This is a genomic window from Paraglaciecola psychrophila 170 (assembly GCF_000347635.1).
In the GTDB taxonomy this organism is placed as follows: Bacteria; Pseudomonadota; Gammaproteobacteria; order Enterobacterales; family Alteromonadaceae; genus Paraglaciecola; species Paraglaciecola psychrophila.
In genome coordinates, this window is record NC_020514.1 from 4655535 (window position 1) to 4670394 (window position 14860).

9 protein-coding genes and 2 pseudogenes are annotated in these 14860 nt (G+C 41.2%); 6 read left to right on the forward strand and 5 right to left on the reverse strand.

Annotation, left to right across the window (positions count from 1 at the left end; genetic code table 11):
* The first annotated feature begins 90 nt into the window (after positions 1 to 90).
* Both C427_RS20390 and C427_RS20395 read left to right on the forward strand, forming a co-directional pair.
* The gene (locus C427_RS20390; RefSeq protein WP_226991272.1) at positions 91 to 1044 is read left to right on the forward strand and encodes an autotransporter outer membrane beta-barrel domain-containing protein; all 954 of its coding nucleotides are present in this window, start codon (positions 91 to 93) and stop codon (positions 1042 to 1044) included.
* Between the two features lie 119 nt (positions 1045 to 1163).
* Entirely contained in the window at positions 1164 to 1916 is a 753-nt protein-coding gene (locus C427_RS20395; protein WP_007642595.1) for a hypothetical protein, read from the forward strand.
* 242 nt (positions 1917 to 2158) lie between these two features.
* On the opposite strand, the gene C427_RS20400 is transcribed toward C427_RS20395, so the two are convergent.
* Entirely contained in the window at positions 2159 to 3979 is a 1821-nt protein-coding gene (locus tag C427_RS20400) for a trans-sulfuration enzyme family protein (protein ID WP_007642597.1), read from the reverse strand.
* Positions 3980 to 4117: 138 nt separating this feature from the next.
* Here C427_RS20400 and C427_RS20405 point away from each other — a divergent pair, with 138 nt between their 5' ends.
* Positions 4118 to 5050, forward strand: coding sequence for a D-2-hydroxyacid dehydrogenase (locus tag C427_RS20405; RefSeq protein WP_007642599.1), 933 nt, complete (start codon positions 4118 to 4120; stop codon positions 5048 to 5050).
* Between the two features lie 140 nt (positions 5051 to 5190).
* Here the strand turns inward: C427_RS20405 and C427_RS20410 are convergent, their stop codons facing one another.
* Positions 5191 to 5985: a hypothetical protein gene (locus C427_RS20410; protein ID WP_007642600.1), complete on the reverse strand. Its 795-nt coding sequence runs from the start codon at positions 5983 to 5985 to the stop codon at positions 5191 to 5193.
* A gap of 169 nt (positions 5986 to 6154) precedes the next feature.
* Between C427_RS20410 and C427_RS20415 the strand changes: the two genes are divergently transcribed.
* Both C427_RS20415 and C427_RS20420 read left to right on the forward strand, forming a co-directional pair.
* Positions 6155 to 7513 (forward strand): glycoside hydrolase family 2 TIM barrel-domain containing protein, encoded by a 1359-nt coding sequence (locus tag C427_RS20415; protein ID WP_007642601.1) that lies wholly within the window; start codon positions 6155 to 6157, stop codon positions 7511 to 7513.
* Positions 7514 to 7584: 71 nt separating this feature from the next.
* Positions 7585 to 7956 (forward strand): DUF2750 domain-containing protein, encoded by a 372-nt coding sequence (locus C427_RS20420; RefSeq protein ID WP_007642602.1) that lies wholly within the window; start codon positions 7585 to 7587, stop codon positions 7954 to 7956.
* 357 nt (positions 7957 to 8313) lie between these two features.
* On the opposite strand, the gene C427_RS20425 is transcribed toward C427_RS20420, so the two are convergent.
* Together C427_RS20425 and C427_RS20430 are read right to left on the reverse strand one after the other, a co-directional pair.
* On the reverse strand, positions 8314 to 10629 hold the full coding sequence (locus tag C427_RS20425) for a S9 family peptidase (RefSeq protein ID WP_226991273.1): 2316 nt from the start codon (positions 10627 to 10629) through the stop codon (positions 8314 to 8316).
* 81 nt (positions 10630 to 10710) lie between these two features.
* On the reverse strand, positions 10711 to 11340 hold the full coding sequence (locus tag C427_RS20430; RefSeq protein ID WP_015431266.1) for a UPF0149 family protein: 630 nt from the start codon (positions 11338 to 11340) through the stop codon (positions 10711 to 10713).
* A 162-nt stretch (positions 11341 to 11502) separates the two neighbouring features.
* Here C427_RS20430 and C427_RS20435 point away from each other — a divergent pair.
* A pseudogene (locus C427_RS20435) lies at positions 11503 to 13709 on the forward strand (TonB-dependent receptor).
* Here the strand turns inward: C427_RS20435 and C427_RS20440 are convergent.
* A pseudogene (locus tag C427_RS20440) lies at positions 13699 to 14849 on the reverse strand (MalY/PatB family protein). The pseudogenes C427_RS20435 and C427_RS20440 overlap by 11 nt on opposite strands.
* Positions 14850 to 14860: the final 11 nt, after the last annotated feature.

The following is a 14860-nucleotide window of genomic DNA, read 5'->3' on the forward strand; positions in this document are numbered from 1 at the left end:
GAGATATCAATGTACGGGTTTTTAAACGACTACTTTGAGAGCCCGTACAATTAATACTCTATGGCTAAACTTATTTTTATTGAGACCCACATGAAAATATTATTTTTTCTGACACTGGTGCTTTGCTCTTCACTGACCATAGCAGACAGTCATTATTCCTACAGCGAAATAAAAATAGGTGTAGAAAACATTTCCTACGCGGAAAAGCTGAGTAATGTCGCTGGATTAGGGCAATTAAGCCAATCCATCGATGTGACTAATCCGACCATTCGGCAAATTTCTTACTCAGGTATTAATGACAGTTGGGGATTTTATATAGAGACCGCTTCTAGCATTTCCACGGAAATTGCCACAGAACAGTGGAGCATGGATACTTTTGGTGAAATACAAACCAACGCCTTTAAAATAAAAGCCAATGAGATAAGCATGAAGACCGCATACAATTGGAACAATGCATTACAGTTTACCTGGGGAGCGCAAATATATACGTCAAGTTTCACCCGCTCTAATTTTGCCTTTAGCCAACCGGGAGCCCAATTTTTTGATGATGCTCTCATCGACTTACCCCGAGAAGACGGTGATGACGTTCCACGTTACTTACTGCCCAGTCAATCCACTAATGATGCACAAACTCCTCAGCAAGCTCTAAACAGCAGAGTGATGCCAGTAGTGTCTGTTTCTGAAGATCAAGTCGGCATATCTATGTCTGTTGGTGCACGTTATGACACGATCAACCTTAGTTCGATAAAAAAACTGAGTTGGTACCTTGATGGAGAAGTGATACTACCTGCATACACTCAAGTGCAAAATACACAATTTGAGACCACCACATTATCAAAATCATTTAATGGATGGGGAGTGAATGCTGAGCTCGGCTTACGCTATCATTTTACTAAAACACTCGCCTGGGTATTTGCCGTCGACGCCCTGTATACCAGTCGAGATACTATTACAGAAAACTTGAGTAATGGTCGGCGCTTAATCGTTCCAAAAATTGAATATAGTAATATATCAATCAGCTCGGGTTTACACTGGGCCTATTGAATCTCAGTACCTTAATCAATAGACATTCGATTTTTGCGAGATGACCGCTAAAAACGTCAGGTAATACCCTTTTATTTTCATCCTTACATAACACATGTTTAAATTATTTAGGAAAGTATATGAAACGTACTAAACATAGATATAAATTATCCAGTGTATTTGTTTTAATTTCATCAGTGTATTCACTGCCCGCCATATCAGAGTCCAGTGAAGCCTCCAAAGGAGGAGCTGGCGCTATTATCAAACTAGGTACTTTAGGACCTGGTGTTGAGTTTGACTATAGTTTGAACGAAAACTGGAACATTAGAATACAAGCCAATGGTTACAATTATAGTGATACTTTCGAAGAAGATGATATTGATTATACAGGCGAAATCAACCTATCAAGCTACGGTGCATTGGTTGACTGGCGACCGTTTTCAGGCACCTTTCGCGTGTCGGGCGGAGTTTATTCTAACGGAAATAAATTGAAAGGAACCGCAATTAGTCGTAGCGGCGAAATATTCGAAATTGGAGATATAGAATATCAAGGTGTGGCAGCTGACCCTCTTACACTTAATACATCAGTAAAACTTGGCGAATCATCAGCTGGTTATGTGGGATTAGGTTGGGGGAATTCCGGAGCATCTGGTTGGCTATTTTCTTTTGAGGTGGGCGTTTTGCTTTCAGGTTCGCCTAAAGTTGAGCTAGGGTTTGACGGTAGTGCCGAGCAAGTTAATAATCTCGGAATTATATTTGATGTTAATGGAAACAGTCCTGAGGCGCTAGAATTTCAAAACGAAATTGATGTAGAGTTGAGTAATTTAGAAGATGATATTTCTGATTTTGAATATTACCCAGTTATTGCTCTCGGCATCGGCTATCGGTTTTAAGACTGATCGCGTTTATAGGTAAATTATAATATATCGTTAACCTGTAAAAAATCCTAATGTGCTTACACATTAGGATTTTTTAGCTCATGCGCCATAGCTACCATTTCACAAAACGGTGATAAATAAGTACTAAAATTGATCACTCAAAGTGTCTAAGGCCAATGTAAATTAAGCGTTTTCAAGACCTACTTACAAATTAAATTCAGGGAACATCACTAAAAAAGACTCCCTGAGCCGGCTATTTAACCCAGCATATCTTTCACAGATGCACCGCTAGAATAATGCTGTTCACTGACTCTAAGGCTGGTTTTCATATAGAGTGCATCAATTTCATCGGCTGACATAAATTTATCGCTAAAACCTGGCATAACAGGGTCAATATGTAATCTGGCACTGTTGATGAAATGTGCAACCAGCTCCTTCACGTTATCGGTGCCCATAGCAATACGCATGGTTGTCAGATAGATACCACTTTTGGCTTGTGCCGTTGCGTCTAACTCACTGTGGGAGGTTAATGCTGGGCATAGTACAATGGTATTGTGTTGCCCAATGCTCACTTGATGACTAAAAGCCGGTTCAAGGGCATCAAAAAAGCGTACAAAAGTGTCGCGACTAATAATGGGGCGACTAATATCAGTGCCTTGCATGTCCACAGTAAATAGAGCGCATGGCCAACCATGACGCATTTGCCCCTCTCTTAAGGCAGCATTAGGATGTCCGTCAATGGCATGGCAATTAACGTTAAAGTCTTGATGCGATGCTAAAAACTGGCTGAATACAAAAGTATTGATCACCTTTTGCATAATCCGCATTTCAAGGGTTTTCATACCGGTTAATACATCAAACGCCTTTTCAGAGTCTAAAAAAGCGCCTTTTATGTAATACACATCCCAGAACATAGTTTTTGACCATTCATATCCATTTACACAATCACCTTTTCCCTGAAACATACGATATGCTTCGCCTATGACCACCCCTGCTGTGGTCGCGCCACTACCACAAATGTCTTTGGTATAGCTATGCATGACGTAATCTGGACGCTCTGCTTTATCAAGACGTTGCAGAGGCTGATGTAAAATGGGCGTGGCAAGTGTGGCATCTAACATCACAACATGGCCAGATGCATGGGCAATTTTACTGATCCCAGCAACATCGAGTACATAACCGTGGGGATTGCAGGGAGACTCCATATACACATGCAGAGCATGGTTTGCGTCGAGACGCTCTGAGTGTTTAGCTTTAGTTTCTTGTAAAAAGCTTGCGAACTCATCTTCCGAATAGCCATCGAACCATTCAAGTTGCACATTCATGCGATTTTCACGGGCAAAATAATCGTGCAATAACTGATACACTCCACCATATACATTGCGCGATACAATCAATACATCACCATGATTCAATATATTGGATAACAAAGCATCGATAGCCGCCATGCCCGAGTTAAAATTCCATGCTAAATAATCAGCCGCATAAGGCCCTGCTTCCAAGTCGACTATAGCGTTAGCCAATGAAATGTTAGTGGGATTAAGTAAACGTGAATAAATCTGATGTGTTGATTCTTTACCTTGAAAGGCATCGTCTACCCATTCGGTGCATGCATACACATAAGTGGCAGTTCTGACCACTACGGGCGTGGCCGAAAATAGTGCTGTCACATTATCAAACAAGGGGTAATGACTTTTACTCACTTGGGAACCAGATTGTTTACTTAAACTTTGATAGGTGGCACGAAAAGGGTTTTGCAACGTATCAAGGATTTTGGCTATCTGAAAAGATAAAAACTTTTTGGCGTTAAAGTAGGCCACTTTGTTTTCTTTACTCAGACCTTCAAGGGTATCGCTGGTGATTTGCCAAAGCTGCTGCATATTAGCTTGGGTATAATATAAATGCTGAGCAGTGTTAAATAACGCTTGCCCATACTCGCTATCTTTGTCGATACCAAAGTGAGCCAATTGTTCATCTGTTAATTCACCGATTGTGGTAGCTTGAGTGGTATTTCTTTTTGGCGATAGAATTTTTGCCTGTTGCATGACTTCAAGGGCAGTTGTATTTTTGGCACTCATGTTAGTATCTCTTCGGATAAAAAGTTGCTATGGCCAAGAATAACCGAATTAAATTCAAATTTAACACTATTTTAACAAACATGATTTTCTCAAATGACGAGTTCGTAATTTAATCTTTACATGGTATCTATTTAACTTATGTATAACGTAGCCATTTTAAGCCGTGATTCAGCGCTCTATAGCGCTTTACTTGAAGCCGCGCAGTTGCCGCATCTGAAACTTGTATTAGTCAGTAATAAAGCAACCGCGTTTGATTATTCACAAGTCGATATTTTATTTGGCGATCCTGATTTAACTTCAAACGTTATTAAGCAATGTACTAGATTAAAATGGCTGCAATCTACTTGGGCTGGTAACGCTGCCCTTTTTGCCTTAGACAAAACCGATTATCAATTGTGTGGCGTCAAAGATGTATTTCAACAAGCTATGCAAGAATACGTATTTGCTTACCTGCTGTATTTTTCGCGGAATGTGGCAGGCTTTAATCAGGCACAGCTAAAAAAAACATGGGCAGCGCCTTCTTATCAGTCATTAGCGGGTAAAACCTTAGGTATAATGGGTGTCGGAAACATCGGTCAAGCTGTTGCCAAGATGGCGAAACACTTTTCGATGAAGACACGGGGATATACTAGAACCAGCGGTGACTGCGAATTTATTGATCAATATTATACTCCAAATGACCCGCAAACCTTTGCGACTGAACTGGATTATCTGGTATGCCTATTACCTCAAAGTGATGCCACAACAGGCATAATCGACCACGCATTTTTATCATATTTGCCCAAACACTGCGTATTGATTAATGCGGGGCGAGGCACAACCATAGTGGATAGAGCTTTAATGGATGCACTGCAAAGCAAAACATTGCATGCTGCGGTGTTAGATGTGTTTGAGCAAGAACCCTTGCCTGAGGATCACCCGTATTGGCAGTTAGACAACCTTTACGTTACCCAGCACACCGCAGCAGAATCGATGCCTGAAGACATATTTCCATTATTTAGTGATAATTATTTTAGATATATCAACGGCGCAGCACTGCATAACGTTTTGGATTTTGCCAAGGGATATTAGCGCCTCCCAAGATATGCTCAGAACAGCCAGCGGATCCTTTGACCCGTTAAACTTTAAGCAGAATCTGCAGGTTACGATGTGACTCGGTTTTAGCGAGTCCAAACTGATAAACACGTTTTGTATGCTCAGTGATTGCTCAACTAATTCAGCAAACTTCCAGAAAAACCCGCTATATCAGGCGGTAGCATTGGGTTAGTTAAGCTGAGGGTATGTCTATTTCTCAAATTTAATCGCTGGGCAACGTCACCATGATAGTGACTAAACAGTGTTTCATGTTCGCCGTTGATGGCTATCAATTTCAGCCCTTTTTCTATACGTTGTGCTAAGACAGGATGACAAGGGTTTACATAAAAAACCAACGGAAAGGGATAATAAAGCATCAGAGAAGGCTCAATGCTAATACCACCGATTGGCACAGCGCGATGCTTAAATATTTCCTCGATTTCATTCACTCCCAAAGCGACGTAATCAAACGTACCATTTTTTAATAATAGGAATAAATCATCCAAGGTTCCCTGCTCAATAACCTTATATTGATTATGTCGAAACAGCTCAGCATCAGCCCAAGTTTCAGGAATACCAATAGATAATTGTTGAAGCTGCTGTGGTTGTTTAATCTGAGAAAATTGGCTCAAAGACTGGTCTCTGACCAATAATAATCGATAACCCAATAACCCTTTAGTGAGTGGTTGCGAGATCACAATTTTTTGTTTGTTTTGAAATTTTACATTTCCTGCTACCGTCACTAGAACATCAGCACCGTTAGCAAAGATATTAGCTTCGTCATCAGCATTAGGATAATCCGTGTCATCGATACGAAGGTTCACTGAACTATATTCTGCATTGGTCGCTTTTAAACATGCTTGAAGCAGCGCTATTTCATAGCTCTGCCTTGCTGGGGACTTATTACCATTCCAAAAATATACGTGTTGCATCCGCTTGATCCTAACAAAGGCCCTATTGGCCGATTTAAATCTTGTTTATCTACGCAATGCTTGATGCGTAGAATATAATTTACACTGCATAAGCACTTATCAATAGCACTTATCAATAGCACTTATCAATAGCACTTGGCTATTCTACTCAGGCAATTTAGGGACACAAATGCAATCAAACATTTTTATGAGCTCACGTTTTCTTTTTTCAATGTTATTTTTGGCACTAAGCAACTTATTAGTAGCATGCACCAGTTCAACTCAAACACCGTCAGTTGTAAAAATAGTCAAACAGGGCTATCAATATTCTCTGACTGTGAATGGTCAACCCTATGATGTTCGAGGTGTGGGCTTGGGCTATAAAAACGATGCAAACGTTTTAGCCCTAAAAGAAGCGGGAGGTAATACCTTTCGAACCTGGGATTTAAACTCTATCGAACAAGAATTAGCCATAGCAGAAAAAATGGGACTAATGATCGCAGTGGGCATAGTAACAGGAAAAGAATTATTGGGCTTTGATTATAATGATGAAGCAGCGGTGGCTGAACAGTTTAATCGTGTCACTGCTGCCATCGAAAAATACAAAAACCATCCAAACATACTGTTATGGATAATTAATAATGAACCCAATTTATTGCATGATGAAGCAGGAAATTTAACCGCAGTTAACCCCAAGGTCTATGCTGCTATGGGCAACATCATTGATTACGTTCATGAACATGATCCTAATCATCCTGTTACTTTCAGTCTCGCGGGTCACAACCCGAAAGATATCGAGCTGGTTCTAAAGTATGCACCTAATATCGATATTTTGGCCGTGCAGAGTTATGGTTCTTTGGTCACATTACCCGCTAGCATTGCCGAAAGTAACGTTGATAAGCCTTACATGGTGACCGAATTTGGTCCTGTAGGACATTGGGAATTACCTTCCACCGATTGGGGCAGAGAGATTGAAGAGCCAAGTGCGGTCAAAGCCGAAGGCATGGCCAAACGTATGCAAGACGTCATCCTTGATGACAAAACAGGTAAAATTATAGGTTCATTCGCATTTTTCTGGGGCCAAAAACAAGAACGCACACCTACCTGGTATGGCATGTTTAACGAATCAGGTGAACAAACAGCACGTATCGACGAACTGACTCGTATGTGGACAGGGCAATATCCGGCCAACCGGGCGCCTTTATCAAAAGCAATCTATATCAACAATGCACCCGCTACTGAAAATATTCGTTTAAAGCCCGGTCAAGCTGCCACGGTCAAAGTACAAGTAAGCGACCCACGAGGCGATCCGTTAACTCATGAATGGATATTAATGGAAGAAGTAGAAACCCGAAGTCAAGGCGGACACCATGAAGAAAAGCCAGCAGTATTGCCATTGCACATACTCAAATCTGAGATCCAAGCAGATTATGTTGAAATGACCTTTAATACGCCTTCTGAAGCGGGAGAATATCGTTTATTTAATTACGCTTATGATGGAAAAAACAAAGTAGGTAATGCAAATATCCCATTTATGGTTGAGAATTAGCAATAACTATAGAGTGAAGCAATTTTTGGCGCCACTTTTCTTACTGTAAGCTACACAAATTTGGATCATTCATGTCAGACACCCTAAACGATACTGCACAATTTACGCCAGAACAACGTCTCTCTTATCTAGTAAAAGAATGCATCGCAAACAAACAGGTATGGATACTGACCGACCAAGATGGATGCGTGATGCTTAACACCGAAGATGAAGATTGCACCCCTGTCTGGCCAAGTGAAGCCTTTGCTCAAGCTTGGGCTACTGGAGAATGGTCAGAATGCGAGCCTAAAGCGATTGATTTAAAAACCTGGCACAGCCGCTGGACGCATGGTTTAGAAGACGACGATGTCGCCATTGCTGTTTTCCCTAGTGAAGATGAAGAAGGGCTAGTGATTTCAGCTCAAGAATTTGATTTTGAGTTAAAGACAAAAGCTAAAAAATAATTACGAGCTCAAAGATAAAATCGATTTAACACAGAGGAACAGGAGCGCTGAGGTTACAAAGAGAAAGCTATATTTGCTTTTTTACCTCTGCGCGCGACACTCGGAGCCCTCTTTTTTCTCTGTTGTTTAAATTATTTTGCTCTTACCTTGTTAGTCGGTCACCACGCGATATAGGTTACGATTTACGCGAAGATTTTTGTAGGTGAATTGCCTAGTCAAAAAAAAACGGCATCATTGCTGAAAATGATGCCGTTTTTTATTCTTTCTTCCAACTAAAAACTCATGGCTCGCAACGGCTCTTCAACCCATAACTTTGAACCCTCAAAAAATATTAAGAGCGCAAGTCATTGGGTTCCCCTACAAATTATATATAAAATAATTGGCTCGCATTGTGCTCAAGTGTAATGAAGTGCCTTTACCTTCAACTATCCCATGACGTCTATTAGGGTATGCCATCAGTTCAAATTGTTTATTGTGTTTGACTAACTCGTTGATTAATCGCTCACTGCCTTGATAGTGCACATTGTCATCACCGGTACCATGCACGAGCAACAATTTCCCTTCTAATTTGCTGGCATGGGTAATAGCCGAAACCTTAGAATAGTTATCAATATTATCAGCTAATAAACCAGAGTAACGTTCTTGATAAATTGAGTCATATAGTCTTTTATCTGGAACTGGTGCTTGAGACACGCCTACCTTAAATAAATCAGGGTGTCGAAACATCAAGTTGAGTGTTAATGACCCACCCCCAGAATGCCCCCATAATCCTACACGGTTACAATCGATATATGTCCAGCGTACGCACATGGCGTTGATTGCATCTGACTGATCTTGTGTCTCTGCATCACCATCGCTTGCATAAATAGAACGTCTCCAATCATGACCTCTAGGTGCAGCTGTACCGCGATTGTCAATTGAAGAAACTACAAACCCCTGCTGTGACATCATTATATGCCACATTCCACGGTTGCCTTGCCATACATCTTGAACAGTTTGACCCGCCGGTTCACCATAAACATAATGGATCAATGGATATTTTTTACTCTTATCAAGATCAGCGGGACGCAGCATATAACCGTCTAAACGTAATCCGTCTTGGGCTTTAACGCTGTAAAACTCAACTTCACCTAAGGTTAACTCATCCAATTTTGCCGTCAGGGCTTCGTTATCTTCGAGCACATGATGTGCCTTGTGATCAGGCAGGGAAATTAAGCTGTAAATAGGGGGCGACAAAAAGGATGAATGAGTATGTATCGCCCAACTAGAGTCCGCAGAAATTTTATAGGAGTTACTACCGCTAAATTGACTTGGTGTTACCTGCTGCATTTTTCCGCTGCCATCTAGAGGTGTGCGCTGCAGGTATCGTTGCGACACGTTGTCTGGAGAGGCAATAAAGTACAACCAGCCATTTTTCTCATCAACGGAAACCAGTTCTGTTACATCAAACTCTCCCGGAGTAAGGTCGGTGTATGTTTTACCGTTTCTGGATACACGGTAAACGTGTTTCCAGCCATCTCTTTCACTTTGCCAAATAAAGTCATCGGAGTTTTTGAGCCATTTAGGCTCAATCATCAATTCAATAAAAGTGTTTTCTTTTTCAGTAAGAAAATTCTCAACTTTGCCAGTACCTGCTTCTGCGTAAAACAAGGTATTCGTATCCTGTTTACGATTAAACTGTTGAATCAGTAACTGCTCACTATTATTGGCCCAATCCATTCGTGGTACGTACATATCTTTAGCCACACCAGGCAGTGACATCCATTGGGTCTTGACAGTTTCAAGACTGACTACTCCAATACGCGCTGCTGCATTTTCTTCGCCCACTTTTGGATAGGGAATAGCAGTCACCACAGGATACAGAGTGTCGGTGTTATTGATGATCAAAAAGTCTTTGGCTGCGTGTGTATCTAGTTGCCAATAAGCAATACGCTGACTGTCTGGACTCCAACGATATCCATCGCGAATAGAGAACTCTTCTTCATATGCCCAATCAAACAACCCGTTGATAATAGTGCTTGAAGCGTCATTGGTCAGCGCCTGTATTTTTCTTGACTTAAGATCTTGCACATAAATGTTTTTTTTCCACACATAAGCGAACTTCAAACCATCAGGTGAAAATTTACCGAACATCATTTCTGCTGGTGCAGATTGCTCGCCGCCTAACTTCCATAAATCATTAGTATTAAGGTCGCGGATCCAATAATCGCCACGATCTTTCTTGCGCCAAACATATTTAGCATTGGTGTAGATCAATATTTTAGATTTGTCTTCAGACCATTGATAATCATCTACAGCTAATGCTTTGTCAGAGCCTTGGGGAATAAGTTGTTTAAGGGGCAATAAAACAGTGCGCTCTAATGTAGCAGGATCGTATTTTACAATTTCCTCATACACTTTGATGTCATCGCCGTATTGATCTTTTTCAAGTGTGGCATCTTCGTAACCTGGTGCCGTTTCTAAGGCACTATAACTGGCACCTTCATCTAACCAGCGCACCGCTCCTGGTTTTTTTGCGTTGTATTCCCAGTCGCCATATATAGCCTCATTGGTTAACTTCACGTCATTTTTAACAGATTCAGTGGTCAAATTATTGTTTCCTACGCAGGCTGGTAAAGTGAACAAGACGGCTACAAGGGTTGTGACACGCCTGAAGCTAGTAAAACTACTCATATATTTTCCCTATTTTTTGTTTTGTTTTTGTTTTTGTTTTCAGTCAGTTTATCAAAGCTACTTTATTTTTGCTCAAACGTCTCAAACTGATTGGGTAAATAGTCTACCAATCGGCCAGACAGTCCTACATAGGTTTTTAGGGTTTGTGGGAACGATAAAAAATATTTTGGGGAGTATATTAAACAACTGATCGTTACCTCTCTCTTCTGCCTGTTTAATCGCTAATGGGATATCTGCAAAGGTAGTGAACATATATAAGCAATGGCTTAAATCTTTTTGAAGTTGCTGCATCTGCTCTTTGTCACTAAGTTGCATTTTATGCCAGGCATGTTGCCAAACTGATTCAAGCTGACTATGCCCAAACAACATACCTTGGCACCACAACGCTACTGAACTTTGCTTGTGACCGTCTTGATTAAATGTGATGCCTATCGGTAAGTGTATCTTTTCTTCACTCATACTTTTTAGCTGTAGCTGCAATAGTTTCATCAGGATATCGGTAAGATTATCTGCTTGTTCAGTGCTAGTCAGTTGGTTATTGGTCTTGATCGCCCAGGGTAACCATGTTTCGGGCATAGGGATCTCGGGAGCTGCCGCAACTGCGAAAATAATGCCTTGGATAAAGGCATAAGGGTGCAAAACACCTGATAATTCTTCGGACTCACATAATGAATTTAGAGAGTCGTGAGTGCTTGATTCAAATTTTTGCATAGACTAAAACTACTCACCTTTTGCCTTGTTGCGCCTAAGGCATATTTATCTGTATAACATCGCTCTAGATTAACAGTTGAGACAAATTATTCAAAAAGTGATTGCATAGAATTATGATTGTTATAATATAACATCACCTTATTAGTTATCTCTAAGTGACTTATGCCTTTTAATTTTTCAAAAATCACCCTATTAGTATTGGCTGTTATTGCCAGCCGCCCTGCTTTATCAGAAGACAAGCCCACTCAAAAAGATGAAAGTGATATTGAAAAATTGATTATCACGGCCTCACCACTTGGTCGTTCAGTCTTACAGTCTTCCACGCCAGTTTCTATTTTAAGTGGTGATGAGTTGGAAAAGAATCAAAGTGCGACCTTGGGGGAAACCCTTAAATCGATGCCGGGAGTGAATAGTACTTATTTTGGCCCTGTAGCAAGTAGCCCAATTATTCGTGGTTTAGATGGACCCAGAGTAAAAGTAGTACAAAACGGCATGGATAGTTCGGATGCGTCACGGGTTGGTCCTGATCATATTGCTACCACAGAAACCTCTACGGCTACCCAAATAGAAGTATTACGCGGCCCCTCAACTTTATTGTACGGCAGTGGGGCAATTGGTGGTGTAGTAAATGTGGTGGATAATCGCCTACCTAAAACTCGTCAAGAAGGACTAAGCGGAAGAGTTAGCGCTTTACATGACACGGTGTCAAACGAACGCACAGTATCGACTGACATCAATGGCGGACAAGACAAATTCGCATGGCACTTAGATGCTTTTAGCCGTAAATCAGATGATTATGATATTCCTGAGTTCACCCTCGAAGACGGTGACATATTAGATACATTAGAAAATTCAGACATAGATTCTCAAGGTTTTACTTTGGGAGCAGGTTGGGTTGGTGATGATGTCACTTTATCACTGGCTTACGGCAGGTTAGAAACAGATTATGGCATACCAGGCCATGCTCATGATGAGCATGAGGAAGAAGGTCATGACGACGAAGAAGGACATGAAGAAGAAGAACATGAAGAAGAGATGGAAGACGAAGAAGCCGTCTTTGCACGTATGAAACAAGATCGCTTTCAATCAGTCATCGACTGGAAAAACCTATCTGGTTGGTTCACAGAAGCACATTGGCATAACGCATATACAGAGTATCAACACAGTGAAATCGAAGGAGGCGAAGTAGGCACCACGTTTAAAAATGACTCTATCGAATCGCGTCTATGGGCAAAACATGCCGCTGTTAACGGTTGGCAAGGCGTAGTCGGTTTACATTACACAAGCTCTGACTTTTCTGCAGTGGGTGAAGAAGCCTTTACTCCCTCAACCGAAAGCACCAGCAGTGCTTTATTTGTGCTCGAAGAAAAACAATTGGCGACTTTTTATGGCAACTAGGTGCAAGGCTCGAACACGTTGCTCATAAACCTGATAATGCATTTTTCAGCAACAGTGAGGTTGATGCTAATTTTGACGATGTAAGCTATACCGCAAATAGCCTTTCTGCTGGCTTTGTATATCAGGTAGATGATAACCAATCTTTCGCGGTAAATTACGCGCACTCTGAACGTGCACCATCATCGGCTGAAATGTTTTCAAATGGCATTCATATTAGCACCTCAACTTATGAGGTGGGGGCTGGTTTTGACTTAGTAATAGACGATAGTAACCCTGATGACTTGGAATTTACTCTTCTACAATCTAACCGAGAAGTTAAGAAGGAAGTATCTAACAATTTGGATCTAACTTATCGCGTACAAACTGAGGATCTACATGCCAACTTTAGTGTTTTTTATAACCAAATCGATAATTACTTATTTCAGCAAAATACGGGTTTAGAATTTCACGATCATGAAGAAGCACTTGCAGGCGAAGAGCTACCGGTTGATATGCACGAAGAGGAAGGTTTGCCCATTTATGTATTTAGTCAACAAGACGCAGAGCTATATGGTTTTGAAGCAGATGTTGATTGGCACCTGAATGACAACTTACGTATCAGTGCTTTTACCGATTTTACCCGAGCAAAATTAACCCATAGTACTGATGAAAATACGGACTTACCGAGAATTCCATCGATGCGTTTTGGAACAGAATTACATTGGGAACAAGGTAATTGGCATGCGGAGCTGGGGGCTATACATTATTCTAAACAGGATAAAATTGCTGATTTTGAGACACAAACTGACGGATACACCTTAGTATCAGCAGCGTTTAATTATTACATAAGTTTAGATGATACCGACCTAACGTTTTATGTGAAAGCGAATAACCTGACTAACGAATTGGCAAAAGTGCACAGCTCATTTCTAAAAGATGTTGCTCCCTTGCCTGCTCGCTCGTTTGTACTAGGTGCTAAGGTTAACTTTTAATGTGAGCTTGGCACCCAGCTTTAATTAATTCAATAGCGCGCTCAAGTTCTGAGCGCGGGCAACCAAAGTTAATCCGCACACAGTTTTTATCGCCAAAGTCTTTACCAGGGGAAGGTCCAACGCCTAAATCCTCAAAGTGTTTTTGAGGATTGTCGACGCCTAACCCACTAGCATCAATCCAAGCTAAAAACGTTGCTTGAGGGCTGAGTAATTTTAGCCCTCTAATTTTAGCGATTTCAGCCACCAAATAATCTCTGTTGCCACGAAGATAACCTAACAAAGCCTGATGCCAATCATCACACTGCGTAAAAGCAGCTTGAGTGGCAGCTAAGCCTAAAACCGTTACCCATGGCACCATTCCCTGAGCCGCAACGTTAAATTTACGCCTAATGGAGGGATCTTCAATAATCGCAAAAGACGTACCTAAACCTGCCACATTGAAGGTTTTACTTGCAGCCATAAGCGTAATGGCTTGGCCTTTAAAGCCCGCTAGTTTGCCAGCTGGAATATGTTTGGCATGCTCATCTAAAATAATGTCGCAATGAATTTCGTCTGAGCACAACATCACATTATTATTGATGCAAATATCAGCGATACGTTGCAATTCTTGTGAGGTGAGTACGGTTCCAATCGGATTCATTGGATTACATATTATGAATAGCTTACATGCAGGGTCGGCTGCTTGTTTTTCGAGTTCATCAAAGTCCATAGTTAAACGACCGTCAACTTCAACAGTTCCTACATCAACCTTAATCAAATTGTTTAGTTTAGGTGCCGCAATAAGAGGGGGATAGTTGGGCGTTTGAATCAACACTTTATCACCAGGCTGGCAAAGTGCCTTACAGGCCACATTAAATGCTGGCACCACACCGGGGGTCCAAACAATCCACTCAGGCGATATTTGCCAATCATATTGCCGCGCTAACCAGTCGACGACCGCTTGATTTGCCGTTACATGGTCGGCAGGTAAGGTGTAACCCATTAAACCATGCTCAGTGCGCTCTTGATGGCGTCTAAAATTGGTTCTGCACACCTAAATTCTGTATCCGCAATCCACATAGGTAAAATATCGCGGCTTTTGTATCTTTCCCATTTGAGTGCGTAACTGGGGGTTCTATCAATAATATTGTCAAACTGCATGAATAAGGTCA

Excerpts from the sequence above, each read along its gene's own strand:
- C427_RS20390 (WP_226991272.1), top strand. The coding sequence starts at position 91 with ATGAAAATATTATTTTTTCTGACACTGGTGCTTTGCTCTTCACTGACC.
- C427_RS20395 (WP_007642595.1), top strand. The coding sequence starts at position 1,164 with ATGAAACGTACTAAACATAGATATAAATTATCCAGTGTATTTGTTTTA.
- C427_RS20400 (WP_007642597.1), bottom strand. The coding sequence starts at position 3,979 with ATGAGTGCCAAAAATACAACTGCCCTTGAAGTCATGCAACAGGCAAAA.
- C427_RS20405 (WP_007642599.1), top strand. The coding sequence starts at position 4,118 with ATGTATAACGTAGCCATTTTAAGCCGTGATTCAGCGCTCTATAGCGCT.
- C427_RS20410 (WP_007642600.1), bottom strand. The coding sequence starts at position 5,985 with ATGCAACACGTATATTTTTGGAATGGTAATAAGTCCCCAGCAAGGCAG.
- C427_RS20415 (WP_007642601.1), top strand. The coding sequence starts at position 6,155 with ATGCAATCAAACATTTTTATGAGCTCACGTTTTCTTTTTTCAATGTTA.
- C427_RS20420 (WP_007642602.1), top strand. The coding sequence starts at position 7,585 with ATGTCAGACACCCTAAACGATACTGCACAATTTACGCCAGAACAACGT.
- C427_RS20425 (WP_226991273.1), bottom strand. The coding sequence starts at position 10,629 with ATGAGTAGTTTTACTAGCTTCAGGCGTGTCACAACCCTTGTAGCCGTC.
- C427_RS20430 (WP_015431266.1), bottom strand. The coding sequence starts at position 11,340 with ATGCAAAAATTTGAATCAAGCACTCACGACTCTCTAAATTCATTATGT.